This is a genomic window from Thermococcus sp. (genome assembly GCF_027052235.1).
GTDB lineage: Archaea > Methanobacteriota_B > Thermococci > Thermococcales > Thermococcaceae > Thermococcus.
Map to the genome: position 1 here is coordinate 34,791 of NZ_JALUFF010000064.1, position 26,284 is coordinate 61,074.

Sequence of the window (26,284 nt, forward strand, 5' to 3'; positions counted from 1 at the left end):
TAGTTGTGGTGTAAAACTTTTTAAAGTTATCTCCATATTTAGTACCATGAGAAGAGTGGCAGTCTTTGGAATCCTAGTTTTAATGATGGTTATATCCACCCCATGGAAAGTTAGCGCTGGGAATATTTTAGATAATGGAAATCTCTCACTTAACTGCGGTCATTTCACGGTAAAAGGGATATGGACACCATATTCGGGTCCAGATGTGATTGTTGAAGGTAGGTGTGCCGTTGCTTTCTTTAATCCCACCAACACCACCGTTAGGTATTCTCTCACCTACTGGAAAAAGGTGAAGATAACCCCTGAGGGAGTTTACTTCGGCTACCCCTTCCTCAAACTGCCGAAAAGGTGGATAAAACCCGGCGAGATTGTTGTGTACAACCTCTCCATGAAGGGCGAAGTTAAAGGAATAACCGACGTTCTCAAACTAATCGCAGACGGCAGAATCTCAATAGTCGGCACGGGCGAATTGTGGATGGAAACGAAAGAAAAGACGTCAAAGCACATTCCCTTCAGTGCTAAAACTACTATCCCAGTTAGAGCCGAATGGTACAGCGTTTTACTCGCGGTTTCGGCTATTGTTATGCCTCTCATGTGGTTGATTTTTACCTTCTCCATAGCGATTGGGAACAGGGAAGATAAGCCAAAAGCCTGGGGATGGGCCATTCTCGCATCGCTCGGACCTGTTGCAGTACCATTTTTCGGGATTTTGACAACTCTCAACTTAAAAGCCCAGCTGTTCGCCCTTCTCTCACTCGAACTTGTATGGCTGGCAATGTGGCTATCCCTAGTAAACAGGACAACGCCTGAGAAGCCCGAGAAGATTACAAAGCTCCTAGGCAACGCGGTTCTCTTCTTTCTTGGACTTTCGATTTTTACAGCAGTCCTTGGAGGCTACGTTGAGAGCAGTTCAGCCCTTGCAGGCGGGATAATTTTCCTGGTAGTTCTTCTAGTGGGGGCCGTTCAGTATTTTATGGAGGAGAGTGTGGGTGAAGAGGAAAGACTGGGCAGAATACCGAGAATAGATCCGTCCCCCTTTGGTTTTGCGCTCTTGTTCCTTTCATATCCTGCTTTGGCTGATTCACTTCTCGCAGGATGGAAAGAGGGCTTCATGCTAATGTCCTTTGCGACACTCCTCCTATTTGTCCTGGGGATATTGCTCGTAAGAAAAGCAAAAAGCGGAAGGGAGCTTCAAAGCGTGTAATCCAGCACCTTCCCCGCTTCCTCAATGTGCTCGGGATAGACGTTCTTGATCTCCGGGTGGAGGGCCTTGATGACCCTGCCGACGAGCACGAAGAGGGTTCCCGCTATAATCGGAAGCTCGTTAACGACTTCCTCCTCAAGGGGTATGTCACCGGGTATCTTCTTGAGGACGTACTTCCTGATGGGCTCAATCTCAACGCCCTCGTCCTCTATGACGGCCCTGAAGAGGTTCATGCTGTTCCTGAAGCCCTTGGTTATTGGTATGTGCCTGAGCTTTATCGTCTCTGACCGCTCGGTCTTTGCATTGTCATAGGCGACCTCAAAGAGGTCAGCCAGCTTCTTTTCAACGATGTCCATCATCTCCTCGGCACGGGGCTTTATCACGGCCAGCTCGCAGGTCCTCTCCAGTATCTTCTGGAGCTGCGGGTAGGGTATTATCATCTCCGCCATTGCCACCACCTCCTCTTTTTGCCGGAAGATTTTAGTAACTCAGGGTATATAAAACTTTCGAACCCTTTTTAAAAGCCGTTTTTTATTGGCCCCCATGCTCGGCGTAATCCTAGCCTTCCCCGAAAAGAGGTGGGAGAACTACACTATTCCAGTCAACGGCGAGCCTGCGGTAAAACTCACCGAAAAAAGACTGCTGATGAGCAAGAGGATTGACGAGGTTCTCACCATCGTCAGAAAGGACAAGCTGAAAACCTACTCGCTCCACGTTTCAAACCCCGTTCCTGTCTCGGCGAGGAGCAAGATGGAGGCCCTCCTCAGGGCCCTTTTTGATGAGCCATTCTTTCTGGTTGAAGGCAACATGCCCCTTCTCATGCCCTTCCTCGTGAACTACCTGATTGGTCTCTACTATGAAAACGAGCCCGAGGCTGTAATTCCCGTCTGGAGAGATGGCAGCGCGGAGGTCTTCCACGCAGTTTACGAGCCAGATGCACTTGAGAACGCGATAAGATCAGCAACTGCAGAGGGCTACACAAGCTTTTCGAAGGTTGTGGAGTTCCTCGACTACGAGCCGGTATCTATCGAAGAACTTGCCAAGAGAAACCCGAAGGTGACGATGAGCTTTTTCAGGATTAAAAACTCGCCGGACGTTCGTTTTGCCGAGGAGTTTCTCAGGGAGAACCCGTTATGAGTTTGACGAGGTTAGTTACCGGTATCGAGTGCTCGCCAACGGCGGAGACCTTTTCAGGGGGTGCCCTAAGAACAGTTATATTCATCCGGTAGTGGCCCCTATAGGAGCTCGTTCTCAGGACGAGGAGCGAATCGAAGAGCTCCGGCAGTTTGAAGAGCCTTGAGAACTCGCCCGGAATGTCGAGTTCGTTGAAAATAACAGCATCGTGATGAAGCACGATAACCAGTGACCGCTCATCGGCAACCCGCCTGAGGCCAAGAACCGTCTCGGCACTTATGCCGGCGAGGAGGGGAAACCTTGAGACGAGGACGAAGGAACCCGGCTCGACGTAGTTGAGGGCCTCAAGTAGCTCTCCGGCGGAATAAACGTTCCCCGTGAGGAAGCTGTCGGTCTCAACGTCGAACCGTGACAGGAGCGCCGGCGAGGGAGCTTTTCCCGGGCCGACGTGGTAAGCTTTTCCACCCCTGAGGGCGCTGGCTATGCTGGAGCTGAGGAAAAGGGAAGACGCGAGGTTGTCGGTCGAGACCACTGCCGATAGTGTCCCCTGGGGGAACGACAGGGGAAAGCCCTCGAAGGGCACTATGCCTTCATCCTCTTCCGGTGGGTGGAAGAACGCCGGCATCTCTGAAAACTACATCCTCAAGGGTTATATCGTTTTCGTCAAACCAGTGAGTGGAGGGCAACGAGACCTACCGCGCTCAGGAGGAAGAGTATTATTACCTCGATAACCATCGCAAGTAGCCACGCAATAAACGCCCGAAGCCAGTTTGTGTGGAAGACGGCCTTGATGACCCAAACGTAGGTTATCTGAAAGGCAAGTCCGGCGAGGGAACGTTTGCGGGGGTCATCCACACGAAGATGAGCACCAACAACTCCGAACGATGCACCGAGGATGGCAGCAATCGCCCCAATTACTGGGGCGTTCTCTATCCCCCACGAGCTCGGCTCTGAAGGCCGGAATCAGCCCGCTATGAAGGGACCAATGAGAGGCCACAGGAGGGTGCCCAGTCCGGTCAGAAAGACGTGCCCCGGGGGATCGTACATCTTATCACCACTCATCTTTGTGTCTTAAACCTCAAAGGTCTTCCAAAAGCTCTTTAAGGTCGTAGCCCGAGGATGGGCGGGTGGTAGAATGGGCCTTGAGACGGAGCTCTGGCAGTTCTTCTACAACTACTTCTGGGAGCCGATGTTCACTAGGAGTGGCTACAACGCCGTAAACACCTTCGTTTACGCCCTGCTCTTCGGTTTCGGCGTCATCTACAGTTACCGCTACATAATAAAACCCCTCAGGATACCGGTTGATGAAAGGCTCTTCTGGGCCGTCACCCCGATGGTGATCTTCGGGGCAACTGTGAGGGCCCTCGTTGACGGGGGAGTGCTCCCCCAGAATCCGCTGATTCTGACCCCGGGGATATTCTTTACCGCCTTCGCGCTCATAGTCCCTGCGATAGCCCTCGATGCAAAGGCCGGGACTTACCCGAAGATAACAGTCGCCTGGGGAAGCGTTCTTGCCCTGTGGGCCACATACCTCCTGATTGTAAACGCGAAAAACTGGAGGCCCTACGGCCTTACACTTCTCCACACGGCCATCAGCTGGGCGGTCGTTCTGGCCTACTACCGCTGGAGGCCCTTCGACAGGCTCTACCTCTACCCCGTTCTGGCGCACTACTTCGACGTCGCCTCAACGGTGGTTGCAATCCACTTCTACGGCTACCGTGAGGTTCACTGGGTGGAGAGCTACCTGGTCAACTGGTTCGGGGCCTACGTCTATTACCCATGGATAACGCTCATCCTCCTGGTGGTTTACTACGGCCTAAAATACCTCGTCCTTGACGAGGAGGAGAGGCGCTTCTGGTACCTTGCAATCTATATCCTCGGTCTTGGGCCGGCAATCAGGGACCCGAGCCAGATGATCCTTCAGGTTTAGTCCAGATCATGCATTACCTCTATGGCCGCGTTCTCTAAATCTTTCCCCACAGAAAAGCCTTCGAGACTGAAATTCAGTGCCTTAACAATCCGCACACCCTGTCTTCTGGGCCTTTTCACGACTTCAACAACCGTTGTGCAGATTGAGTTCATCATCGGGAGAACCATTGGGGCAGCGCTCTTCATAAGATCAACGTTAACAAAGTAAAACGTTTTTCCATTTTCGTTCCCGGCAAAGCCCAGGAAGTAGTCCACGAGGGAAATGGCATCCTTTGGGGAGTAAAGCGCGAAGACCTTCGAGATCCCTAATATAACTACGACTGTTTTCGTTGAGTACTCTTCCACCAGGATGGGGGTTAGTTCCCTCTCAATCTTTGCTTCCTCGATTCTTGATATCTTCTTGATTATTTTGCCAACCTCATAGCGTCCGCCGACCTTTATCACCTTCACATTGTCGTACCTATCCCTTGGTATTCCAAGGAGCGAAAGGTGCGATTGGTATTCCCTGAATGTGTCGAGGACGTCAATGACGACGATGTTGTAACCGTTCTTCCGTGCCCAGTTTACGCAGGTCAGAAAAACGAGGCTCGGAAAGGCCGTGCTATCAAACGCTATCAGACCGAGTTCGCCCCAGTAAGTCCCTTCCCAGACTCTGTACATCGGCAGAGAAGTGTCCTCCATATTGGAACACCCCTCTAATCTGAGGTTTTAGAACTTAAATAAGTTCCTGTAACGGATCTTTGAATGGGTCGATGGCAATATGATTGTTTCAGCCGGTGACGTTTCGTTTTCTCCGGGCTTTCAGTTCCCTACCCTCCTCAATCTCCCTCTTCAGGATTTTAGCCTCTTCCTCCGTGGTTCTAACCCTGAAGACCCTAGCTATTCTTTCTATTGCCTCAAGCTTCCTCACCACACCGTCGAGCCACGTGAAGACGTCGCCGGGATAGACTATCAGGCCATAGATCTTTCTGAAGTGCTCCGCTATCTGGCTCGGATGTTTTCCGCTCCGTCTAAGTTCGATTATTAGGTTGCTTGCCCTCTCCATCGCGTACTCGGTGCAATCCTCTTCACCGCACATGAAGAAGTCCTGGTAAATGGTGAAGAGCCTCTCAGCTGAATTTGGGTTTAACTCGGGAATAACCCTGTCGAGCTCCTCAAGGATAGCCGAAAAGCTCGAAGAGAAAACGTTGGCGCTTATCCTTCCCCTTACGGCACCTTCAAGCTCCCTCTGGAGGGTTCCGCTCAAATAGAGGTTCTCAAAGGGCAAAAGCTTAACCGCTATCCACCGGGCGGGCTTTTTCCCGAGGCTGGTTCTTATGAACTCGGCCTCCTTAGGCAGGAGAAAGCTCATGCTCACGGCCCTTCCGTAAGGTGTAACCTCGACGAAGGGCCTCTTCAGCCTTACAAGCCCGAACTCCTCAAGCTTTTCCAGAACTTTCTCGGCGCTCTGGTTCGCCCCAAGACATCTCGCCTGAACTTCCTCGATGACCTCAAGCCTGTTGAAGACGCAGGAATGAGCTAAGACGTTGTCCTGCTCAAGCTCATCGCTCCATTCGACCGTTACCGGCTCTATCGGAGCTGTCAGAAGCTTAAACGCCACTTCATCCTCAGTCCCCTCCATCCCGGCCGAATACTTCCTCCCGGGCTCGACTATGAGATAAACCTTCCCCTTCTCGTGGTAGAGAGGCCTTCCAGCCCTTCCGAGCATCTGGTGGAACTCCCTAACGCTGAGCCACTTGTTGCCCATCGCGAGGCTCTCAAAGATGACCTGAGATGCCGGAAAATCAACGCCAGCTCCGAGAGCCGCGGTCGTGACAACGACGTCGAGTCTCTGTGCCAGAAACTCCATCTCAGTTAGCTTCCTCTGCCTGTAGGGTAACCCGGAGTGATAGGGCTTCGCTTTGAGGCCTTTGCTCGTGAGATACGCTGAAAGCTCGTGGGTTCTCTTGCGCGAGAAGGTGAAGACTATCGTCTGGCCTCTGTAGCCCTGCCTCGACTTTCTCGTTGCCTCTGCTTTGCAGAGGTTAGCTATGTACCTCCACTTCTCGCTCTCGTTTCTCGCTATTATCACGTGCCTCTCAAGGTCAACGGGCCTCTCATCGTAGAGCACCAGCTTCAGCCCGAGTTCCTTTGCCAGCTCCTCAGGGTTTCCAACGGTCGCGCTCAGACCTATGAACTGGGCCTTCGGATAGAGTCTCCTCAACCTCGCGATAAGGCCGTCCAACCGGGGCCCGCGCTCCTCGTCGTCCAGCGTGTGGATTTCGTCTATAACTATCGTCCCGACGTTGCCTATCCTTCTTCCAGCCCTGAGAAGGTAGTCTATCCCCTCATAGGTTCCGACGATTATGTCCGCGTCAATGCCCGTATCGACAACGACTAGCTCGTCCCTCGTCTTTATCCTGCTCATGCCAACGCGGATGGCAACCCTAAGGCCGAGTTTGGAATACCTCCTTTTGAAGTCCTCGTACTTCTGGTTTGCGAGGGCCACCAGCGGCACCAGGAAGAGCATCTTTTTGCCTTCCATCGCCTTTGGAATTCCAGCTAGCTCACCGATTAGGGTTTTACCGCTCGCCGTTGCCGAAACGACGAGCAGGTTCTCTCCACTGAGGAGGCCGTTTTTCACGGCCAAACTCTGAACCGGGAGGAGCTCGTTTACGCCTTCCCCCTTCAGGACTTCCTTGAACTTCTCTGGCAGTGGGAGCTCATCGACCTTAATTCTCTCAACCTTAACGTGCTTTGCCTTGAGCTCGTCCCACTTGGTAATCTCTGGATGCCTCGTAGGGTCGAAGCGCGGGTCGAAGGCGTAGAGGACTTTGTCAAGGTCTCTAAATCTCTCCAGGAGCTTCTTCGCCTGGTCGAACATTGCCACGCTGTTGAAGCGGAAGCGGAGTTCCCTTTTAAGCTCGTCCTCGGCACAGCGCTCGCAGATGTACTCGTTGCGGTACTTTATCCTGTTGCCCTCAGTCAGGACGGTGATTCTGCCCTCAAGTAGGCAGAGACGACAGAGCTCGGCCTTCTCAACCCTCCTGTTCTGGAGCCTCCTTTTGAAGTAGTCCTCCCACTCATCGGCGTTTACAAGCACTATTCTGGCACTCCTGAGTAGCTTCTCTATCTCCTTCGGATTCCTGTACTGGCTCCCCTCAAGGACCTTGAAGAGCCTTCCCTCGCGCATTATGAAGCGGTAAACCCTGTCAGCCTTAAGCCCCTGCATCTGGGAGAGCTTTTCAGGTTCTTTCTCGATGAAGAAGGCCTCAAGTTCGTTCCTCTTCCTCCCGGGTCTCACAACGAAGAGCATCTTTACCGCCTCGGGGAGCCGTCCATTCATCACAGCTCAGTGTCGGGAGGCCTCCTCATAGGCAACCCAGCAGTCTTTGAGTTCCTCCTCGATGAGGTTGACCTCGATGAACTTTAAGTTTCTCCCGAACAAAGCCTTGAGCCTCTCGATGAAGCGCCTCAGAGCATCCATGTCTTCAAAAGTTGCCTTCATGATTACCTGGTAGTCCCCGGTCTTCACGTAGAGGAACTCGACGTTCTTGAGGGATGCAACCTTCCTGAGCTCAATGCGTAGCGCCTCGTCAAAGTGCTCGAAGCGCAGGCTCAGCAGGGCCGAGATGAACTCGTCTAGGAAGGCAGGATCAACAACCGCTGAGTAGCCCCTTATCGCACCTAGCCTTTCGAGCTTTTCCAGCCTGTTCTTCACGCTCGCGGGTGAAAGGTTGAGGAGCTTCCCAAGCTCGGTCAGGGTTATCCTCCCGTTTTCCCTGAGAATCCTCAGCAGTTCCCTGTCCTTGTCATCTACCCTCGGCATCTGCTCCACCAAAAATTTGGAAATCAGCGGGTTATCCTTACCTCCCTCATGAGCTCAAGCGGTTCTGGGTGCTTTTCAAAGTACTCCCTGACGGGCTTGAGTAGTTCGATGAGGTACTCAGCTACACCGTTCTTGAGGTCGAGCGGATGGAGCTTTCCTTCGGCGAAGTCCCTCTTGAGTTCCTCGAAGGTTGTGTATGTTACATCACCGCCGAACTTGGCCGGCCTGTGGATGGTGAACTCTGTCGGCTCTTCGCGGAAGATTATGTACTCGGCCCAGTCGAGGACGGGATTGTAGTTGACCTCTTTAGCGGGACAGAAGGCCTTCCTGAGCTTTTGCTTTATCTCCTCTGGGCTGTCGTGGATAAAGACGGCCGAGTAGGGCTTGCTCTTGCTCATCTTCATCTGGGTCTTCAGCTCTTTGAACTGCTCCTCGCTCTCTATCGGCCAGATCGGTGGCTCCTGCAGGCCGAGGAGGAGGTGGTGGTGCAGAGCGACCGGCTTGAGCTTCTCGCCCTTCCATTCGAGGGGGTGGTACCTGAGCTTCTGAGCCACCTCAATCGCTATGACGTGGGCCTTCCTCTGATCGAGGCCGGCGTGGGCTATGGTGACACCCTGGTAGAAGATGTCCGCCACCTGCATCATCGGGTATATCAGCTTGGCGAAGTCTATGGCCTCTCCCATCTGCCTTCCCATTATCGTTATCGACCTCATGACCCTGCTCAGAGTGACGTTCTTCGAGATGTCTATGACGGTCTGCCAGTAATCGCCCTTCTCAAGTATCTCACTCGCGAGCACGAACTCCACCTTATCCGGGTCGCCACCCATGACCTTTATGCTCTGCTTCATGCCCTCCTTGAAGTAGGTCAGTGCAACCTTCTGGATTGTCTCAAGGTCTCCACCGAGCTTGTCGTTTATCCAGCTGTGCCAGTCTGCGAGGAAAACCCTCGTTTTAACGCCAGCCTTCTGGAGGTCGGCTATCTTGGCTCCAGCCATCAGTCCGGTTCCGAGGTGAATGTAACCGCTTATCTCAAAGCCTATGTAGTGCTGGAGCGGTGCACCAACCTCAAGGAGAAGCCTCAGGTTTTCCTCCGTTAGGAGTTCCTCCGTGGGCTTTCTCTTGATGAGCTCAATCTTCTCCTCGATGTCCATCTCTATCACCTAAGCCGGAAAAGGCGAAAGCCTTTAAGGGCTTTGCGGAAGTTTTTCAAGCGAGTTAAACTTTCATTCATAAGATTTATAACTTCTTTTCCGTTAGATAACCCGGTGATACCATGAGGAAGGCTGCGATACTCATAGCGGCTTTCGTTTTGTTTGGTCTCTTTGGAACCGCAATGACCAGCGCCGCAGGGACAACACCGACCGTTGCAGTTGATCTGGCCCACGGTGAGAACCCGAAGGGCCTTCTGGACGTTACCTATAAGAACGAAACCCTGACGGCGGGAATACTCAGCACGATCAAGGACATGAAGTTCGTTTACTTTGGAGACCCCAAGTACGAGGAAGAGCTTGGAATCAAGGGGCTTGGTCAGAAGATAACCTACGATGCCCTCAAGGGCGTTGACATCCTCATCATAGGACAGCCAAGCAGCCCGTTCTACCCGGACGAGGTTCAGGCCATCAAGCAGTGGCTCGCCGAGGGCGGGCATGTCCTCTGGGTTGCCGGTGACAGCGATTACGGAAACGGTGTCAAGACCCAGCAGTTCGTTGACAGCCTCCTCGACCAGCTCGGAATTACCAACCTCCGCGTTGACCTCTGTTCCGTTGAGGACCCGGTCAGCAACGCCGGTGGAAAGTCCTACCGTGTAGTTGCCATCGTCAAGCCCAGTCCCGACACTCCGGAGAAGGACATGATAACCAAGGGCTTCAAGAACGGCGGTAAGATACTCGCCCACGGTCCGGGCGTCGTTGCTTGGGTTGATGACAACGGCAACTGGCACCCGCTTAACGACAGCAGCAGGCCAAAGAATGCCTATATTATCGTCAGAACTACCAAGAACGGTCAGATAGTCGAGAACAACGCTCCAGCGGCAAACGCCTATCAGGCCGGTGACCAGGGCGAGTTCCCGATAGTTGCCGTCCAGATCGTTAGCGAGGAGGGCAAGAAGCCAAACGTCATAATCGTCAGCGGTGAGACCCCCATCGGTGGCTACGAGCCTATGTGGGTCAGCAAGTACTACGATGTTCCGCTCGATGGTCCAACTTTCATAACTAACTTCCTCCACTGGAGCCTTGAGATGACCAAGGGTACCCCCACAAGCTCAAGCTCCAGCGCATCCCCACAGTCCAGTGCCAGCACTTCAAGCAAGGGCAAAGTCTGCGGGCCGGCTGCGATAGTCGGACTCGCGGTAGTTCCGCTCCTCCTCAGGAGGAGGAAGTGACCCCTCCTTTTTTATATTGTTGAACCAACACCTTTTTTAGGAAGGTTTCCAATAGGGGGTGGGGATCGCCATGAGGAAGCTGTTCGGTCTTCTCGTCATTCTGTTGCTCGGCCTTAGTGTGGTTGCCAGTGGGTGTATAAGCGGAGGAGGAACCTCCAGCGGAACGGGCACCGGCACCGCCGGCGGTAAGGGAATAACCCTCGTAATCGTTACCAGGCACGACACAACGATCCAGTACAAGGTCAAGCAACTCTTCCTTCAGAGCGACATAGCGAAGAAGTACCACATCACCAACCTCAAGTTCATCAACGTTCCAGAGGCCCTCTGGCCCCAGTACATCAAGCAAGGAGCGGACATTGGCTGGGGTGGAGGACCGACCCTCTTCGATGACATGTACAAGATGGGCTATCTCCAGCCGATAACCGACCAGAAGATACTCGACCTCCTCGGCAAGCAGATACCGACCGAGCTGGCCGGCATGGCAATGATAAGGAAGAACGGAACCAAGGTTTATTGGATAGCCGCGGCCCTCTCGTCCTTCGGTTTCACCGTCAACAAGCAGATTCTCCAGAAGCAGAACCTCCCGTTCCCCAAGAAGTGGGAGGACATTGCTTCAGTTGACTGGGCCCGTGACCCGCCGATGTACGGCATAGCCGACCCGACTAGGAGCACCTCCAACACGAGGATTTACCAGATCATCCTCCAGGCCTTTGGATGGGAGGAGGGCTGGCGCATAATGACGATAATAGCCGCTAACTCAAGGATATACGAGGCAAGTGACGCCGTCAGGGATGCCGTCATAAACGGTGAGATTGCGGCTGGAAACACCATTGACTTCTACGGCTACACCGCAATGAAGCAGAACCCGAATTGTATCTACGTCATCCCCGAGGGGGAGAGCATCATCAACGGAGACCCGATAGCCCTGCTCAAGTACAGCAAGCACCCCACCGAGGCCCAGGCCTTTATCTACTGGGTTCTTACCGAGGGACAGGCCGTCTGGATGAGCCCCGACATCAACAGGCTCCCGATAAACGAGGCGATATTCAACAAGACCATCACAGAGCAGGAGGCTAAGGTTCTCTTCAACGGCAAGTACGCAGGAAAGACCTACGCCGAGGCAAGGCCGGCGCTTCTCAAGGCCTACAAGCTCTCCATAACCAGCAAGGGAATACCCTTCGACGACGCGAGGGCCCTCAAGACAGTTAACTCCCTCCAGTACTACTTCAAGGCAACCCTCATCGACGCGAACGGCCCGCTCCACCAAGCATGGATGGCAATCGTAAAGGCTTACAAGGACGGAAAGATAACCAAGGATCAGTTCGAGAAGCTCAAGAAAGAGCTGACAGACCCGATACAGTTCAAAGACCCGCTGAGCGGACAGACGGTTACCTTCACCGAGGACTACGCAGCTAAAATAAACGACAAGATAGCCACCGATGCGGGCTTCCAGAGCCAGCTCATGCAGGAGTGGCGCCAGGCTGCAATCGACAAGTACAACAAGGTGCTGAGCGACCTCAAGAGCATGGAAGGTAGCTGATTTACAGGAAGCAGTCAAGACCTTCCTCTACTTTTCTCCCTCTTTCCACGCCCTTTTCAGAAACATTTAAATGTTTCTCGCCAATCCCCGCTTAGGTTGAGAGTGGCTATAAAAGGCGAGGTGATTCTGTCATGAAGGTTAGCAAGTGGAGCGAAAGACTCTTTGGAACGCCCCTTCCGGATGCCGTCGTCATGACGTCCTTCCTGTTTCCCCTGCTGTACCTCATAGCCTTTTTGGTGATACCCGTCCTCGTGATGCTGGCAACGGCCTTCGAGTACAACGGCCATATATCGCTCTACTGGTTCAAGAGCATCTTCGGGTCGAGCTATTACTTCAATCCGCTCCATCCAGGGGGATACCTTGTGACGACGAGACCCTACGGTGACCAGGAGGTTTACTACCTCCTTGGCAAGGATTTCGGAGTCGTCCTGAACTCGATAATAGTCTCGATAAGCGTCATGATACTGACGACAATACTCGGAACGAGCTTCGCATTCATAATGGCCCGCTACGACTTCCCGGGCAAGAACATAATGAGGGTTCTCCTCTTCATCCCGCTCCTCGTGACGCCCTTCGTCAACGTTGTCGTCGTCAAAAAGATGTTCCTGCCCGACGGGCTTATCAACTGGATATTCTACAAGCACCTCCACCTCTTCCCCAAACCGGTCTGGATCGATGGTCTGATAGGCGTCATCATAGCCCAGACAATAACTTACTACCCGATAGTCTACCTCAACGCTTACGCGAGCTTCATAAACATCGACCCCAGCCTTGAGGAGCAGGCCGAGAACCTTGGGAGCAGGGGCTTCCACCTCTTCAGGACTGTGACCTTCCCGCTCGCCCTGCCCGGTATAACCGCCGGTGCGATCCTCGTTGGAATCTTCAGCCTTGAAGACCTCGCCGCGCCAATCGTCTTTCAGGGCAGCAACATCGCGAAGAAGCTCATGTCATACCAGATTTACAGCTCCTTCGTCTCCGGCTTCGCCGTCGGGAATCCCCAGATGGCAGCTCTGGCACTCGTAATGCTCACGATAGCCCTCATAATGTTCCTTGCCGTCAGATGGTACGTCGGCCTGAGGCAGTACGCTATGCTGAGCAAGGGCGGCAGGTGGAAGCCGAGGGTTGCAAAGCCCAAGTGGTGGCAGGCGTTACTCATAGCATTTGTAGCAATCCCAACGCTCCTCCTGACGATATTCCCGCAGATAGGCGTTGTCCTTCTGGCCTTCTCGAAGAGCTGGTACGGAACGTGGCCGAGCGAGTTTACGCTGGAGAACATGAAGGCGATCCTCACCCAGCCTGATATAGTGAGGGTCATAGAGAACAGCCTTCTCTATTCGACCGTTGCCATCGTCATAATAATCCTCCTCTCGCTGACGGCCTCCTATGCCTCCGGAAGGTTCAAGAAGGCAAAGCTCTCCCCGATACTCGATAGCCTTGCGACGATACCGATAGCGGTGCCGGGAATAGTCATAGCGATGAGCTATTTCTTCTTCTTCTCAAGCGTGCCCCCATTTAAGGGCAGCATTCTCGACCCCACAAACCTGCTGTACTTCTTCCCGGGAGCGGCTCTCATCCTCGCCTACTCGATAAGGCGTCTTCCCTTTGCGGCACGCTCAATATCGGCTGGAATTCAGCAGGTTCACGTGTCCCTTGAGGAGGCAGCTATGAACCTCGGGGCTGGCAGGTGGAAGGCACTCACCAGCGTCCTTCTACCTCTGATATACCTCAACCTCCTCGGAGGTGCGATGCTCAGCTTCGTTTACTGTATGAGCGAGACCAGCGTCGGCATCACACTCGGTTCGATAAACTCCACATGGTACCCGATAACGGCGAAGATGAAGGAGCTGATCATAGGCGCTGTGGGTAGCGCCAACCTCGCCGCCGCGCTGGGTGTGTTCCTGATGGTCGTCCAGATAACGGCCATTGTGATAGCCAACGTGATAACCAAGCAGAGGTACTCCTTCATAGGTCTCACATGAGGTGATGGAGATGGTTGACGTTAAGCTTGAAAACATCGTCAAGACCTTTGATGGAACGACCGCCCTCAAGGGTATAAGCCTCAGCATAAAGCACAGGGAGCTCTTCACACTGCTCGGCCCGAGCGGGTGTGGAAAGTCGACGACACTGAGAATCATAGCGGGCCTCGATTATCCCGACACCGGGCACATCTACTTCGGCGATGAGGAGGTGACCTACCTCCCCTCCTACGAGAGGGGTGCCGTGCTTGTCTTCCAGAACTACGCCCTCTGGCCCCACATGACCGTCTTTGACAACGTCGCCTACGGCCTCAAGATAAGGAAGGTTCCCAAGGAAGAGATAAGGAAGAAGGTCGAGTGGGCCCTCGAACTGGTCAAGCTCAAGGGCTTCGAGAACCGCTATCCTACCCAGCTGAGCGGTGGACAGCAGCAGCGTGTCGCCATAGCCAGAGCTTTGGTCGTTGAGCCCAAGGTTCTGCTCCTCGACGAGCCGTTGAGCAACCTCGACGCGAAGCTCAGGCTTGAGATGCGCTCGGAGATAAGGCGCATACAGCGCGAGCTCGGAATAACGGTTATCTACGTCACCCACGACCAGGAGGAGGCAATGGCGATAAGTGACAGAATAGCCGTCATGAACGTCGGGACAATAGAGCAGATTGGAACACCGAGGGAAATCTACGAGAAGCCAAGGACGGAGTTCGTTGCGAGCTTCATGGGCAAGACCAACGTTATCCCGGCCAAGGTCGTTGAGAGGAACGGCGACCGCGTTACCGTTGAGTTCGGTAGCTTCCGCCTCGACGGTCTCCACTACACCGAGAAGAGCGACAACGTTGTGCTGGTCATCAGGCCGGAGAGGATAAAGCTCAAGCCCGGCGACAACACCGTCTCCCTCACTGGAACGGTTGACCTCATCGAGTACTATGGCTTCTTCACGGAGATAGTGGCCCTCTTCGAGGGCGAGCTGAGGATAATCGCCAGAACGATAAGCGACAAAGAGGTCGCCGGCCTGAGGCCGACTAACCCGGTGACATTCTACATAGACAGGGACGACATAATAGTCCTCCCCAAGCAGCTCTAATCCCTTTTCTTTTGGTGGTCGACTTGCTCGTGGAGAACCTCCTATACGAGATGCTCCTCGTTACGAGAACAAACGTTACCCCGGTCGGGGTTGTCCGGAGGGGAAATTCTCTGAACTTCAAGCTCTTCCCTGGAAAGAGCTTCAGAGAGCTTAAGGTTGACAGCCACGTGGCAATCCAGGCAACCAACGACCCCGAGCTACTCGTGAGAACCGCGTTGAACCTTCCCGTTGAGCTGGAGTTCGAGGAGCGGGAACCCTACCGCTGGATCAAAGGACTTCCGGGGTGGCTGGGAGAGGCCAGCTGTGCCGAGGAAACCTGGAGGGACGAGATTGGCGAGACCAAAGTTTTAAAGTGTAGCCTAAAGCCCGAGGAGGAAATCCCCGGCAGGCTCCCTCAGAGGCCCTTCACGAGGGCAGACTGCCTCCTCGTGGAGATGGCCGTTCTCTTTACGCGTTATCTTGTCTCCCCAAGAAAAGCCATCAGGGACGAGATACTCAGGCTTTACACTACCTACCGTCGCCTCGGCGGTTCCTCAGAGAGCGCCGAATACATAATCGGCCGTTTAGACCGAAGCCAGTAGGCAGTGTTACCCAAAGATGGGTAGGGAAATGTTTTAAGCAATTTTTCTCCCCTTTCTCAGGTGATACCATGAAGAGGCGCCTCTTGGCCCTGTTCGTTGTTCTGTTCAGTGCAATGGCCATCGCCAACGTGGGCACAGTTTCGGCAAGCGAGTACTCCTACACCTACAGCAAGTTCCTCTACCAGCCGGCCCCGGTAGTTCCCGCGATGGCAGTCCCGGGAGGGAACTTCACGCTCTACTTTAGGGGTGACATCAACAGCATAGACTCAATAACCGCCGTTTCGATACTCCACGGTCCCTACCAGCTCCACATTCTAGATGCGAGCTTCAGTAAAGGAGGAAAAAACTATGCGGTGGTAGCGGTTCCCGAGGACATAGTGCCCGACGACTACTTCCTGATAATCAAGACCAACAAGGGAACCCTTGTCCTCCCGAACGGCCTCAAGGTCTTCAAGGAGTGGCCGAAGACGCTTAAGCTCGCATGGGTGAGCGACACCCACGTGACCAGCGGTTCCAAGGTCGGCTTTGTCTGCGGGGAGTACTTCCAGAGGGACATCTACAAGCTCGAACAGATGTGCTCCAACCCGATACCGCTCCACAGTGTCGTTGCCACCGACAGCGCCTACACCTACTGGGCGATGAAGGGCGCGACGCTGTTGATAAACACGGGAGACGAGGTTGATACGAGCAGTGACCTCACCGGTTACAACATCATGTTCAACATCGTAAAGAAGGCCACCGCAGCTGGACTGCCCGTCGTCGGAATCAAGGGCAACCACGACGATCCGCCGACGGTCTACACCCAGCTCCTCGGGCCGAGGTACTTTTACATAACAATTGGGAAGTTCATAATAATCGGCCTCGACACCGGTGGCGATAGAGGTTACCCGACGATGGACGAAATCGAGTGGATGGAGAAGGTTCTCGACGAGCACAAGGGCTACACGCCGATAGTCCTCTACCACCACCCGTTCTTCTTTGCACCGCGCTGGAACTACCTGGGTGGAATTATCAAGGGCCTTGACCCAAGCACTGACTGGGATCAGATTAAGGACTACATCGGGCGCTACTGGGGTGCCAACCAGGAGGTCGCCAAGCGCTTCCTTGAGGACGTCGTCAAGTACAACATCCCGCTCACAATGAGTGGTCACATCCACCACGACATGTTCTGGCTCTACATCGACAAGAGCGGCAACAGGCATTACTTCGTGACCCTCACAAGCACCGGCGCGCCGGACAAGGAGACCAACCCGCAGACCATAAAGACCCACAGCCCGACTTGGTACGGTAGCAACCTCGTTGTTATAAGCGAGAACGGGAGCGTTTCGATGCCCTACGTTCACGTGAACATAAAGAACAACAAGGTTCAGAGCGATTTTATGAGCGTTCCTGTTCCGCAGGAGTTCATAGTCTTCAGGCATGAGAGCGAGCTTGGCTCGGCGGTAAAGTTCATCAACGAGCTCAACGAGAGCATCAGCGGGCCGATAGTGCTGGAGATACCCAAGGGCGCCAAAGTTGACCCGAGCGTGACCAACGTCACCTACAAGGTCATCGGCGAGAGGCAGATTGGCGACAGGTACTACATGCTCGTCAACCTCACCGTGCCAACTGGAGTGTCCCAGATAGTCGTTGACACCGCCAAGGACACCGAAAAGCCACAGGTTCAGATAGCCTATCTCCAGCCGAGTCGTCCGCGCCCGAAGTCCCCGTTCATGGCCTACATAGTGGCCAGCGACAACCTCGGCCTCAGGAACCTCTACGCGGTCGTATACGACTCCAACGGCAATCCAGTTAAGTTCGGAAAGGTTACCAAGTTCCCGGCCGAACCTGCCAGCGGAAAGCCCGGCGACAACTTCTACATCCTTGAGTTCCCAGCTCTTGAGAAGGGCAACTACAAGCTTGAAATCGTCGCAGAGGACTTCTACGGCAACAGGGCAACCATAACCAAGGAGCTCGCCATAGGCACCGAGACCACCAAGGCCACAACTTCATCACAGGCGTCCAAGACGAGTTCAACTTCAACTTCCACCACCAACAAGGTCTGCGGACCGGCCCTCGTGGTGGCACTGGCAGTCCTACCACTCCTCCTAAGGAAGAGAAAGTGAACTTTTTCCCTCTACTTTTCTTTCGATATCCATTTAAACGACTTCTCCAATTTATCTCCGGTGAAGGCCATGACAAGAAAGCTCTACTACGAAGACGCCTACCTTAAGGAGGCCAGAGCGAAGATTCTGGAGGTCAAGGGTAATGCCCTGCTCCTCGACCAGACGATTTTCTACCCGACAGGCGGTGGCCAGCCCCATGACAGGGGAACCATAAACGGTGTTGAGGTTCTCGACGTTTATAAGGATGAAAAAGGGAACGTCTGGCACGTCGTTGCCGAGCCGGAGAAGTTCAGGGTTGGGGATGAGGTCGAGCTCAAAATAGACTGGGACTACCGCTACAAGCTCATGAGAATCCACAGCGCAATGCATCTTTTAGAGCATGTCCTCAATGAGGTACTTCCCGGGAAGTGGGAGCTCTACGGGAGCGGGATGAGCGCGGAGAAGGGGCGCTACGACATAGTTTATCCCGAGAACGTCAACAAGTACAAGGAGAAAATCATCGAGACATTCAACCGCTACGTTGACGAGGGCGGTGAGATGAAGATATGGTGGGAAGGGGAAACGCGCTACACCCAGATAAGGGACTTCGAGGTCATCCCCTGTGGTGGAACCCACGTGAGGGATATAAAGGAGATAGGGCATCTAAAGAAGCTCAAGCGCTCCAGTCTCGGAAGGGGAAAGCAGAGGCTTGAGATATGGCTTGAGGACTGAGTTCATTCCCCGATCAAAACTCTGACCCTGTACCCGTAGTCCTCAGGGATAATGGACTTAACGACCCTCAGCTCAAAGCCCTTTCCCTCGAACCTGCTCTCAAGAACCCTGGTTGCATGCTCCCTCAGCTCTTTTAAGATTTTGTCGCTTATTAAGTCCTTGTTTATGATGTACAGGGTGATGCGGCTTTTGTCACCAAGATGGGGTCTGAGAAGGTACCCAAATATTCTCTCCCTTTCCTTTGGATCGTTCTCATGGCTTAAAAGAACCTTGTCAAAACCAACCACAACCCTGAACCTGTGCTTCCCTGTTAAGGGTTTTAGGATTTCTTCATAGTGCTTCTTCCGCACCGGAGGCTCCTCGTTCAGATCAACTTTTCCGAGTATGTTTCCCGTTGGGATTATGCCTCCCATCTTGATTACCGGAGAGCCGTCTATCAGAGAGGTATCCACGCCGGAGAGATGCAGGTGAGTCCTGAATACGTGGAGCTGGTCGAGTTCGTCAACTATTATAACTTTACCCCCGTTGGTAAGACCCTTCAAGATTTCGTAGAAGAGCATATGCACGGGTCCCTCTGGAGTATATTCAATTATTACATCCTCCCCAAGTTGAAGTTCCTGTATGAACTTTTCGAACGATACACTCTTCTCATCGACCATAATACTCACCTCATGTTGGAAAAAGATAAGGGCCGTAAAAACGTTTCGATATTAACGTCTCCTTTTATTTTTCGAACACGTAAAAGTACCTTTCAAGGCTTTTATGAACCCTCTGGTAATACTTTCCGACCAGCCTGAAGCCGAGCTTTCCGGCCTCTTCCTCCCCCCTGAAGTCCGCGGGAAAGGCTATGGCAAGCCTGCCTCCCGGCTGTAGAACGCTGTAGATGCTCCTTAAAACCGCCCTGTAGAGGTCGTTCCTTTTTCTTCCCGCGAGAGTTGCCGAGGTTCCGTAGGGGGGATCGGTCGCCACCGCCTCAAAGCGCTTTCCTGGAAAGAACTCCTCCAGTCTTGTGGCGTCCCCAAGTTTAAGCACGTAATCCCTTATCCCGTAGTGCCTAAGATTCTTCTCAGCTCCCTTAACCATCTCCGGCTTTATGTCGACACCGTAAACCTTAAGGCCGATGAGACCGGCCTCGATTAGTATCCCTCCTGCCCCCATCATCGGGTCGAGGAGCTCTTTTTTTGCCTTCGTGAGGTTTACGAGAGCCCGGGAAACCCTTGGGTGAAGGGATATCGGCCTGAAGAAGGGCCTGCGGTGGGCCTTTCTCATCTCGAATTCCTTCGGATCGAAGAAGCGGAGCCTTATTCCGGCGTAGAGTTTCTCACCGCAGTAAACCCTGACAACGGTGTCGGGCCTTGAGAGGTTCACCCTAAAACCCCGGGCGTGGATGACTGCCCCGAGCTTCCGCGGGAGGTCAGTAACGTTGTGCCTGCAGTTGGCCATTGTCTCGGTATCGACCTTGAAAGTCCCTCTGATTGGCCACTCCTCTCTCTCCGCCTTCCTGAGGAGCTCTTCAATGGAACCGGCCTCGACAATCAGCTCCCCGTACTCGTGGGCAAGGCCCAGCCTGTCGAGGTATGGAAAGGCTCTCCCGTCTCCCCTGACCTTCAGGAGAAGGTAGTCCCGGCCGAGGATCTCTCCTCCGGCCAGCTCAAGCATGGCCTTTACCTCGTCCTGTGCCATCTCCGGGAAGTTCCCGAGGATTTCAACGTAGAGCACCCTCTCCCCTCCCCGTGTACTTCAGGACGACGAAGTCTTTGTAGTCCATAACCTTTTCGAAGCCTTTCACGAGGTAGTAGGAGTAGGCTTTGAGGCTGGGGAATGTTACGACATAGGGAGTTTTTCCAAGGTCTTTCAGCCGCTGAATTGCAAAGGAGAGGAGCACCGAGCCGTAGCCCTTTCCCCTCACCTCAGGGGAGGTCATGAAAAACTCTATTAAACCGGTCTTTTCGTCCCTTATCTCCTCGGGAACCCACCAAACTCCTTTTCCGGAGAGGTCGTAGACGAGCGCCACCGTGCCCAGGATTTCCCCGTCTCTGAGGACGTAGAGCTCGTCGAACTCTTTACCAAGCCTGAACTCAAGGAAGGGCTCGTAGACTCGCTTAAAGCCCTCGAAGTCGTCAGTTGAGGGCTTCTCCTCGGCCCACTCAAGGGCCGGATACGCCCCGTTGGTGCTCTGATAAACTTCAAACACGAACCTGAGAAGCTCTTCCTTCACATCAAGTGGCCTCTCGACCCTTTCGATTCTCACAACTGCCCACCAAGTTTTATTAAGGGTGCGGGTTAAATATAATTTGGTGGGTCTTATGAACGAGCTTGAAGCCTTGGCTTTAGCCCTTGAAGTCGAAAAAGCCGAGCTTAAGTTCTATATCAGGCTCGCTAGGAAGGCGAAGGACGAGAGGGCCAGGAAGATGTTCCTGTTCCTGGCTAAGGAGGAGGCAGAGCACTGGGACGAGTTCGAGAAGACCTTCCTCGAGAGGGTCGCCGAGGAGTGCAAGCTCCCAGCGGTAAGTGAGGAGCTCCTTGGTAGCTTACTTGTCAAGGAACCAGAAAGTCTGAGTGAGGTCGATGCCGTAAAGGTGGGAATGGAGCAGGAAAAGTTAACCTGGGAGTTCTACGAGAAAGCCGCGAAGGAAGCGGAGCACGAGAGCGTCAGGAGAATCTTCGAGCAGCTGGCGAAGGTGGAGAAGGCTCACTACGAGCTCTTAAAGGCCCAGTACGATTCAATAATGAAGACGGGCATATGGATGGACTACCAGGACTTCAGCCTAGAGGTGGACTGAGCTATTCAACCAGAACGTTGACAAGCTTCACGTTCTTCCCCGTTTTTCTCCGTATGGCTTCTATTATCTCCGGGTCATTGACGTCGATTATTTTCTCTCCCTCGATTAGGTTGACGTGGGGGGTTGTGTTTACCTCTATTCTAGTCTCCCCTTCAAGGGAGAAGAGCTCCACCAGTCCCAGCTCCTTCAGAGTAAGGACGTTGGAGTACAAAGTCGAAAAGCTGACCGTTGGGAATTCCCTCCTCAGCCTCTCGTGAACCTCGCCGAGGGAGGGATGCTTTTTTCCAATCTCTTCAAGGACTTCGAGGAGCTTGAGCCTCTGGGGGGTTATCTTGTATCCTTTTTTCCTCAGTGCTTCAACAGCTTCTTCCTTCCACATGGGCTGAAATAAGGTACCCCCTTTATAAGCCTTCCTAAATAGAAATAACTTCTAAATAGAAAAGTTTATTAAGTAAAAGCAACAACTAATAACTGGTGACACCCATGTCGGAACACAACAGAAGGCTTGTTGAGAAAGCTGGGATAGACGTAGAGAAGCTCTTGGAGATGCTTTTGAAGGCCGCCGCGGCGGAGTTCACGACCTATTACTACTACACGCTGCTGAGGAACCATTCGGCCGGTCTGGAAGGCGAAACCATAAAGGAAATCGTCGAGGATGCACGCCTCGAAGACAGGAACCACTTCGAGGCCCTTGTGCCGAGGATTTACGAGCTCGGGGGCGAGCTTCCGAGGGATATTAGGGACTTTGCGGACATGGCCTGGTGTAGCGACGCCTACCTGCCAGAGAATCCAACAGTTGAGGAAATCCTGAAGGTACTCCTCCAGGCGGAGCGTTGCGCGGTTGGAGTTTACACCGAGATATGCAACTACACGATGGGCAAGGATCCGAGAACCTATGACCTCTCCCTTGCTATTCTCCACGAGGAGATAGAACACGAGGCATGGTTCGAGGAACTTTTGACAGGAAAGCCGAGCGGTCACTTCAGGCGCGGAAAACCCGGTGAGAGTCCCTACGTTTCCAAGTTCCTTAGGTGATGGAGGTAAGGGTTATTAGGCCCTGCGAGTAAGACTGGGAGGTGGTACAATGCTGGCCAAATACCCCTTTGAGCTCCCTAGGGACAGACCCCTGACCAAGAGGGAGATAGCCCAGGCCTTGAGGTGGGCAATAGAGGCCGAGCTCGATGCAATAAACATCTACGAACAGCTGGCCGAGGGTATCGAAGACGAGAGGATAAAGGGTATCTTCCTTGACGTTGCCAACGAGGAGAAGGAGCACTTCGGGGAGTTCCTCGCGGCCCTCTTCGAAGTCGATGAGGAGCTCGCGAAGTACATGAAGGAGGGCTTCGAGGAAGTCGAGGAGGAGACGGGGATAAAGGTCGAACTCTGAGCCTTTTCTTTTTCATTCGAAAACTTTATCGGATATTCATGCCATTTAGTAGTGGTGATGGCCATGTCCGAACCACTTGTTAAACACGCCTACGAGACCGAGAAGAAGGCCGCCTCCAGCTACCTCGACGGTTTGAAACTGATAAAGGGGCAGGGACTCAAGTACACCAAGGTTGAGGAGATAGTCCTGCGCATAGCCGTTGACACCGTCATCCACAAGCACCTGATGGAGGCGATTCTCAACGCCCAGAAAGAGCTGGGAAAAATCTCGGAGGGGCCGATTGAGGAGCTTAAGGAGGTTGAGCTTTCGCCGGAGCAGAAGGCCTTAGTGAAGCGCTTCGCCGAGATGCATCTTGAGATAGAGAAGGATATGATACAGACCTATCAGAAGATGGCTGAGAAGATGACCCACCCGCTCTTCAAGGGCATAGCCGAGGCCCTCGTGGAGAATGAGAGGGAACACCACAGGCTTCTTGCGGAGCTGATAGCGAAGTACAAGGAGTGACTTTTCTCCATTCTTTATAAAATTGGAAAGGGCCTCACGGCCCGACGTTCATCATCTGGCTGTACATGGCCCAGTCCAGAAGGAGCTCGTACTCAGCTTTGAGGTTGTAGTAGTGGCCCCACTCCATGTCGCTGAGATATCTCATCAGCCTTTTCTTCTCCTCGCCCTCGACCATGTTTTCCAGCTCTGCGTAGAACTTCGCGGCTATCTCCTCCGCCTTCATGGCCCAGCGAATGAGGTCTATTATGTCCTGCACTCCATGGAGCTGTCTGGCAACGGGCTTGAGCTCAGGCCCTATGTGCTCCTTTGGGAAGACCACTTCCTTTCCCGGGAACATATTTTCATAGATTCTTCTCAAAAGCTCCTCGTGCTTCTTTTCTTCACCGGCAAGCCACTCGATCTTTTCCCTGAGTTCCCTGATGTCAACCCTCTCGGCGAGGCTCTCGTAGAACTTTCTGGCACCTATCTCGGCCTTTACCGCCATTCCAAGGAGCTCCTCAAGGGAGAAGTCCTTAATCCTTTCGAGGGGAAGTCCCTCTTCGAGTTCGGGAACCATGCTCATCCCTCCGCGAGTAACAGTCCAAGTTCATTGTAGACCTTCACGCTATTAAACCCTTCGGCTTTGAGTGACCTAACGACGTTGTCCAGTATCTTCCTCTGGACGTTTATCGCGAGAACCTGACAGAAATGGCATTCCGGCGTCGAACGCGCGAGAAGGAGGAACACGTCAACTTTCTTCCCCTCGACGGTCACGCCGTAAACGAGCCCTTCATCAACTATGTCAAGCCCGGTCTCAGGGTCGATAACTCCCCTCAGAACCTCGACGACCCTCTTGACCTCCGGTGGAAGGTCTTCGCGGGGGCCGGTTTTTTGAGGCCTTTTCTTGAAGATTCCCAGGAGACCCATCTCAGGCCCTCTCCGGCGAGATGTCTTCTATGCGGTAGCCCTTCTTGTTCTCGAAAATCCCGACTATGTGGTTCCCGAGGTCGTAGATGTAAACGTTGTTGAACTTCACGAGGGCGAAGCGCTCCATTATGTCGCCGATTATCTTGGAGTAGGCTATCGCACTCTCGCCTATGATGTTGTACTCGGCGTGGCTCTCGAATCTCAGCCACACCTTAAGCGTCTCGTCGCTCACCTCAAGACCTGCCACGACACCGGAATCGAGTATGTCCCCGCCGGTCACGGGATCGGTTATCTTCCTGAGCTCCTCTATAACCGCCCTGTATTCGGGGGGCCATTCCCTATCGGGGGTATAGATTTTCATCTTTACTCACCGCTAGCGAGTTTGGATGAGTGGTTATAAGCCTTCTTGGACAGAAGTGATTAATCTCTCCTTGGCAAACGTGTGAAGCCTTAGCAGGGTGTAAAGCCAGACACTGAGTGAGATGTAGTAAATGAGGACACTGGCCAACTCAAAGCCGGGAAAGTTTTCTAGGAGTAGAAAGAGCACGAAGAGCCACGATGCCACTCTAACGAGGTCTGCAAATTTTCTGGGCGAGTAAGCGTAGGATGGAATGGCGTTCATCAGGATAACAGCGGATACCGCCGAAAAGGACTCGGCGATTCCCTGGGATGAAGAGTTTCTCATTACAACTGCTATAAATGCCATGGCGGACTGCAGGAACATCTCCGGACTTGCTTTCACAAGGTTGCTCTCAGCTAGGGCATACGCTATAAAAGCAGGTCCGAGAAGGACTGCCCAGAATACTGGGCCGTTACCTTTATTCGATGCAACTGAAATGAACCCCAGTGCCGTTAAAAGGCCGCCAAGGAGAAGAAGCCAGGAGAGTCCTCTTCGGTTCAGCCGAACTCTCTCAACAGCCCTGGCGAGGCTCCACGTTAACAGGATTCCCAGAAATGTCATGGCCCCGGCAATGCTCATAAGTTCAGTGTAGAGGGTCATTAACGTCACCGACTATTAGATTAGAAGGATGTAAGAGCTCCCCGGTAATAAACCTTCCGGAATGAAAAGGAGCCGAAAAGGAAAAAAATCACTCAAGGCTGACCTCGTTCTCCCAGAGACCGTGAATGTTGCAGTAGCTGAGGGCGTAGAGCTTGCCCTTCTTGTTAGTCCTGAAGAAGAAGACAGCCCTCGGCTCTGTCAGCGGGTCGCTGTGGTTGGTGAACTCAGCCACACCAACGAGAACCGGGAAGTTACCGTCCTCGGGGTGGAACCAGAGCTGTATCCAGGCTATGTGGTGCTCCGGGGTGTTCGGATGCGGTATCTCCTTGCCAACGCTGACCTCGACCTTGACGAGGTCTCCCTCTTTCTCGTACTCTATAACGGGAACGTGCTTCTCACCCTTCCAGTCACCACTCTTTATGGTTCCGCTGAGCATCTCCATCACCTCACTCTATCTTCTCAAACTGGTCCTTGGGTGCCCCGCAGAGCGGGCAGACCCAATCGTCGGGGAGGTCTTCGAACTTGGTTCCGGGTGGTATTCCGCTGTCGGGGTCCCCCTCGTCCTCATCGTATATGTAACCACAGATAAGGCACTTCCACTTGGCCATTTCTTTCACCACCCTAATGTTATTAAGTCGTCCTTATAAGGTTTGTGGTTCAAACCTGTGAAAAGGAAAAACGAAAGCTCACTCGAAGACCACGAACTTGTCCTTGGGGGTCCCACAGATTGGGCAGTAGTCGGGAACCTCATCAACGGCCGTGTAACCGCAGACCGGACAGATGTAGACCTTCCCTATCTCGATGTCCTCGCCCTTCTCGGCCTTCTCCTTGGCCCTGGCGTAGAGTTCGGCGTGTATCTTCTCCGCCTCAAGGGCGTAGTGGGTGGTTCTCACAGCTTCCTTCTCCCCTTGGAACTCCGCCGAGTTTTTGTAAACTGGATACATCTCCTCGACCTCAAAGGTTTCTCCATCTATTCCTGTTTGAAGGTTTTCCGGCGTCTTGCCAAGCTTGCCGAGGGCTATGAAGTGGTTCTTCGCGTGAACGAACTCAGCGTACGCTATAGCCCTGAAGAGCTTGGCTATGTTGAGGAAACCTTCCTTCTCGGCCTGCTCGGCGAAGATTAGATACTTCATGTGGGCCATGCTTTCGCCTGCGAATGCATCCTCCAAAAACTTCCGGGTCATTTCCCTCTTGACTACCATGTCCACCACCTGGATTGGTCGTGATAAATAGGGGGAAATGTATATAACGGTTTTCT

General features: G+C 53.3%; 32 protein-coding genes. 14 read left to right on the forward strand and 18 right to left on the reverse strand.

The window, feature by feature from the left end; translation table 11 throughout:
* Window positions 1–46: 46 nt before the first annotated feature.
* Window positions 47–1,204, forward strand: a complete 1,158-nt coding sequence (locus MVC73_RS08610; protein WP_297509737.1) for a hypothetical protein — start codon at window positions 47–49, stop codon at window positions 1,202–1,204.
* Here MVC73_RS08610 and MVC73_RS08615 read toward each other — a convergent pair.
* Window positions 1,192–1,653 (reverse strand): DUF1931 family protein, encoded by a 462-nt coding sequence (locus MVC73_RS08615; RefSeq protein WP_297509870.1) that lies wholly within the window; start codon window positions 1,651–1,653, stop codon window positions 1,192–1,194. The two genes, MVC73_RS08610 and MVC73_RS08615, sit on opposite strands and share 13 nt — an antisense overlap.
* 94 nt (window positions 1,654–1,747) lie before the next feature.
* On the opposite strand from MVC73_RS08615, the gene MVC73_RS08620 reads away from it, so the two are divergent.
* Window positions 1,748–2,341 (forward strand): molybdenum cofactor guanylyltransferase, encoded by a 594-nt coding sequence (locus tag MVC73_RS08620; protein ID WP_297509740.1) that lies wholly within the window; start codon window positions 1,748–1,750, stop codon window positions 2,339–2,341.
* Here MVC73_RS08620 and MVC73_RS08625 read toward each other — a convergent pair.
* Window positions 2,322–2,963, reverse strand: a complete 642-nt coding sequence (locus MVC73_RS08625) for a hypothetical protein (RefSeq protein ID WP_297509743.1) — start codon at window positions 2,961–2,963, stop codon at window positions 2,322–2,324. The two genes, MVC73_RS08620 and MVC73_RS08625, sit on opposite strands and share 20 nt — an antisense overlap.
* A 38-nt stretch (window positions 2,964–3,001) precedes the next feature.
* Entirely contained in the window at window positions 3,002–3,193 is a 192-nt protein-coding gene (locus MVC73_RS08630; RefSeq protein ID WP_297509745.1) for a hypothetical protein, read from the reverse strand.
* A 280-nt stretch (window positions 3,194–3,473) separates the two neighbouring features.
* Between MVC73_RS08630 and MVC73_RS08635 the strand changes: the two genes are divergently transcribed.
* Window positions 3,474–4,268 (forward strand): DUF63 family protein, encoded by a 795-nt coding sequence (locus tag MVC73_RS08635; RefSeq protein ID WP_297509747.1) that lies wholly within the window; start codon window positions 3,474–3,476, stop codon window positions 4,266–4,268.
* On the opposite strand, the gene MVC73_RS08640 is transcribed toward MVC73_RS08635, so the two are convergent.
* From MVC73_RS08640 to MVC73_RS08655, 4 genes are all read right to left on the reverse strand, one after another.
* The gene (locus MVC73_RS08640; protein ID WP_297509750.1) at window positions 4,265–4,948 is read right to left on the reverse strand and encodes a DUF257 family protein; all 684 of its coding nucleotides are present in this window, start codon (window positions 4,946–4,948) and stop codon (window positions 4,265–4,267) included. The two genes, MVC73_RS08635 and MVC73_RS08640, sit on opposite strands and share 4 nt — an antisense overlap.
* An 88-nt stretch (window positions 4,949–5,036) precedes the next feature.
* A complete protein-coding gene (locus MVC73_RS08645) occupies window positions 5,037–7,562 on the reverse strand; it encodes a DEAD/DEAH box helicase (RefSeq protein ID WP_297509873.1) in 2,526 nt (841 codons plus the stop codon).
* Window positions 7,563–7,598: 36 nt separating this feature from the next.
* Window positions 7,599–8,075, reverse strand: a complete 477-nt coding sequence (locus tag MVC73_RS08650; RefSeq protein WP_297509753.1) for an Lrp/AsnC family transcriptional regulator — start codon at window positions 8,073–8,075, stop codon at window positions 7,599–7,601.
* Window positions 8,076–8,098: 23 nt separating this feature from the next.
* A complete protein-coding gene (locus MVC73_RS08655) occupies window positions 8,099–9,226 on the reverse strand; it encodes a tyrosine--tRNA ligase (protein ID WP_297509875.1) in 1,128 nt (375 codons plus the stop codon).
* 122 nt (window positions 9,227–9,348) lie between these two features.
* On the opposite strand from MVC73_RS08655, the gene MVC73_RS08660 reads away from it, so the two are divergent.
* The 7 genes from MVC73_RS08660 to MVC73_RS08690 all read left to right on the forward strand — a co-directional run bounded on the left by MVC73_RS08660 (window position 9,349) and on the right by MVC73_RS08690 (window position 18,446).
* On the forward strand, window positions 9,349–10,455 hold the full coding sequence (locus tag MVC73_RS08660) for a CGP-CTERM sorting domain-containing protein (RefSeq protein WP_297509755.1): 1,107 nt from the start codon (window positions 9,349–9,351) through the stop codon (window positions 10,453–10,455).
* A 70-nt stretch (window positions 10,456–10,525) separates the two neighbouring features.
* Window positions 10,526–11,995 carry an ABC transporter substrate-binding protein gene (locus MVC73_RS08665; protein ID WP_297509758.1) on the forward strand — a complete coding sequence of 490 codons (1,470 nt, stop codon included), beginning with the start codon at window positions 10,526–10,528 and terminating at the stop codon, window positions 11,993–11,995.
* Window positions 11,996–12,126: 131 nt separating this feature from the next.
* Complete coding sequence (locus MVC73_RS08670; RefSeq protein ID WP_297509761.1) at window positions 12,127–13,974, forward strand: iron ABC transporter permease; 1,848 nt, start codon at window positions 12,127–12,129, stop codon at window positions 13,972–13,974.
* Between the two features lie 10 nt (window positions 13,975–13,984).
* On the forward strand, window positions 13,985–15,049 hold the full coding sequence (locus tag MVC73_RS08675; protein WP_297509877.1) for an ABC transporter ATP-binding protein: 1,065 nt from the start codon (window positions 13,985–13,987) through the stop codon (window positions 15,047–15,049).
* A 14-nt stretch (window positions 15,050–15,063) separates the two neighbouring features.
* A complete protein-coding gene (locus MVC73_RS08680; RefSeq protein ID WP_297509766.1) occupies window positions 15,064–15,630 on the forward strand; it encodes a DUF447 domain-containing protein in 567 nt (188 codons plus the stop codon).
* A 68-nt stretch (window positions 15,631–15,698) separates the two neighbouring features.
* Window positions 15,699–17,735 carry a CGP-CTERM sorting domain-containing protein gene (locus MVC73_RS08685; RefSeq protein WP_297509769.1) on the forward strand — a complete coding sequence of 679 codons (2,037 nt, stop codon included), beginning with the start codon at window positions 15,699–15,701 and terminating at the stop codon, window positions 17,733–17,735.
* 69 nt (window positions 17,736–17,804) lie between these two features.
* Window positions 17,805–18,446: an alanyl-tRNA editing protein gene (locus MVC73_RS08690; protein ID WP_297509882.1), complete on the forward strand. Its 642-nt coding sequence runs from the start codon at window positions 17,805–17,807 to the stop codon at window positions 18,444–18,446.
* A gap of 2 nt (window positions 18,447–18,448) precedes the next feature.
* Here the strand turns inward: MVC73_RS08690 and MVC73_RS08695 are convergent, their stop codons facing one another.
* The 3 genes from MVC73_RS08695 to MVC73_RS08705 all read right to left on the reverse strand — a co-directional run bounded on the left by MVC73_RS08695 (window position 18,449) and on the right by MVC73_RS08705 (window position 20,697).
* Window positions 18,449–19,105, reverse strand: a complete 657-nt coding sequence (locus tag MVC73_RS08695; RefSeq protein ID WP_297509772.1) for a DUF257 family protein — start codon at window positions 19,103–19,105, stop codon at window positions 18,449–18,451.
* A 64-nt stretch (window positions 19,106–19,169) separates the two neighbouring features.
* Window positions 19,170–20,165 (reverse strand): TIGR01177 family methyltransferase, encoded by a 996-nt coding sequence (locus MVC73_RS08700; RefSeq protein WP_297509777.1) that lies wholly within the window; start codon window positions 20,163–20,165, stop codon window positions 19,170–19,172.
* Window positions 20,152–20,697 (reverse strand): GNAT family N-acetyltransferase, encoded by a 546-nt coding sequence (locus MVC73_RS08705; RefSeq protein ID WP_297509780.1) that lies wholly within the window; start codon window positions 20,695–20,697, stop codon window positions 20,152–20,154. Before MVC73_RS08705 ends, MVC73_RS08700 begins: the two co-directional genes overlap by 14 nt.
* Window positions 20,698–20,752: 55 nt before the next feature.
* Here MVC73_RS08705 and MVC73_RS08710 point away from each other — a divergent pair, with 55 nt between their 5' ends.
* Window positions 20,753–21,229: a ferritin family protein gene (locus MVC73_RS08710; protein ID WP_297509885.1), complete on the forward strand. Its 477-nt coding sequence runs from the start codon at window positions 20,753–20,755 to the stop codon at window positions 21,227–21,229.
* A gap of 1 nt (window position 21,230) precedes the next feature.
* On the opposite strand, the gene MVC73_RS08715 is transcribed toward MVC73_RS08710, so the two are convergent.
* Window positions 21,231–21,608 carry a Fur family transcriptional regulator gene (locus MVC73_RS08715; protein WP_297509783.1) on the reverse strand — a complete coding sequence of 126 codons (378 nt, stop codon included), beginning with the start codon at window positions 21,606–21,608 and terminating at the stop codon, window positions 21,231–21,233.
* A 104-nt stretch (window positions 21,609–21,712) separates the two neighbouring features.
* Between MVC73_RS08715 and dps the strand changes: the two genes are divergently transcribed.
* From dps to MVC73_RS08730, 3 genes are read left to right on the forward strand one after another with little or no spacing between them, the layout of a single operon-like run.
* Window positions 21,713–22,264 carry a DNA protection during starvation protein gene (dps, locus tag MVC73_RS08720; RefSeq protein ID WP_297509888.1) on the forward strand — a complete coding sequence of 184 codons (552 nt, stop codon included), beginning with the start codon at window positions 21,713–21,715 and terminating at the stop codon, window positions 22,262–22,264.
* A gap of 49 nt (window positions 22,265–22,313) precedes the next feature.
* Window positions 22,314–22,616, forward strand: a complete 303-nt coding sequence (locus MVC73_RS08725; protein WP_297509785.1) for a ferritin family protein — start codon at window positions 22,314–22,316, stop codon at window positions 22,614–22,616.
* A 57-nt stretch (window positions 22,617–22,673) separates the two neighbouring features.
* Window positions 22,674–23,120, forward strand: a complete 447-nt coding sequence (locus tag MVC73_RS08730) for a ferritin family protein (RefSeq protein ID WP_297509891.1) — start codon at window positions 22,674–22,676, stop codon at window positions 23,118–23,120.
* Between the two features lie 34 nt (window positions 23,121–23,154).
* Here the strand turns inward: MVC73_RS08730 and MVC73_RS08735 are convergent, their stop codons facing one another.
* The 7 genes from MVC73_RS08735 to MVC73_RS08765 form a co-directional block, all read right to left on the reverse strand.
* Complete coding sequence (locus MVC73_RS08735; RefSeq protein ID WP_297509892.1) at window positions 23,155–23,676, reverse strand: ferritin family protein; 522 nt, start codon at window positions 23,674–23,676, stop codon at window positions 23,155–23,157.
* A 2-nt stretch (window positions 23,677–23,678) separates the two neighbouring features.
* Entirely contained in the window at window positions 23,679–24,026 is a 348-nt protein-coding gene (locus MVC73_RS08740; protein ID WP_297509789.1) for an iron-sulfur cluster assembly protein, read from the reverse strand.
* A 1-nt stretch (window position 24,027) separates the two neighbouring features.
* Entirely contained in the window at window positions 24,028–24,387 is a 360-nt protein-coding gene (locus tag MVC73_RS08745; protein ID WP_297509791.1) for an iron-sulfur cluster assembly protein, read from the reverse strand.
* 33 nt (window positions 24,388–24,420) lie between these two features.
* The gene (locus tag MVC73_RS08750; RefSeq protein ID WP_297509794.1) at window positions 24,421–25,026 is read right to left on the reverse strand and encodes a hypothetical protein; all 606 of its coding nucleotides are present in this window, start codon (window positions 25,024–25,026) and stop codon (window positions 24,421–24,423) included.
* Window positions 25,027–25,114: 88 nt separating this feature from the next.
* Complete coding sequence (locus MVC73_RS08755; protein WP_297509895.1) at window positions 25,115–25,462, reverse strand: desulfoferrodoxin family protein; 348 nt, start codon at window positions 25,460–25,462, stop codon at window positions 25,115–25,117.
* A gap of 10 nt (window positions 25,463–25,472) precedes the next feature.
* A complete protein-coding gene (gene rd / locus MVC73_RS08760) occupies window positions 25,473–25,634 on the reverse strand; it encodes a rubredoxin (protein ID WP_297509897.1) in 162 nt (53 codons plus the stop codon).
* A 78-nt stretch (window positions 25,635–25,712) separates the two neighbouring features.
* Window positions 25,713–26,228 carry a rubrerythrin family protein gene (locus tag MVC73_RS08765; RefSeq protein WP_297509899.1) on the reverse strand — a complete coding sequence of 172 codons (516 nt, stop codon included), beginning with the start codon at window positions 26,226–26,228 and terminating at the stop codon, window positions 25,713–25,715.
* Between the last annotated feature and the right edge of the window lie 56 nt (window positions 26,229–26,284).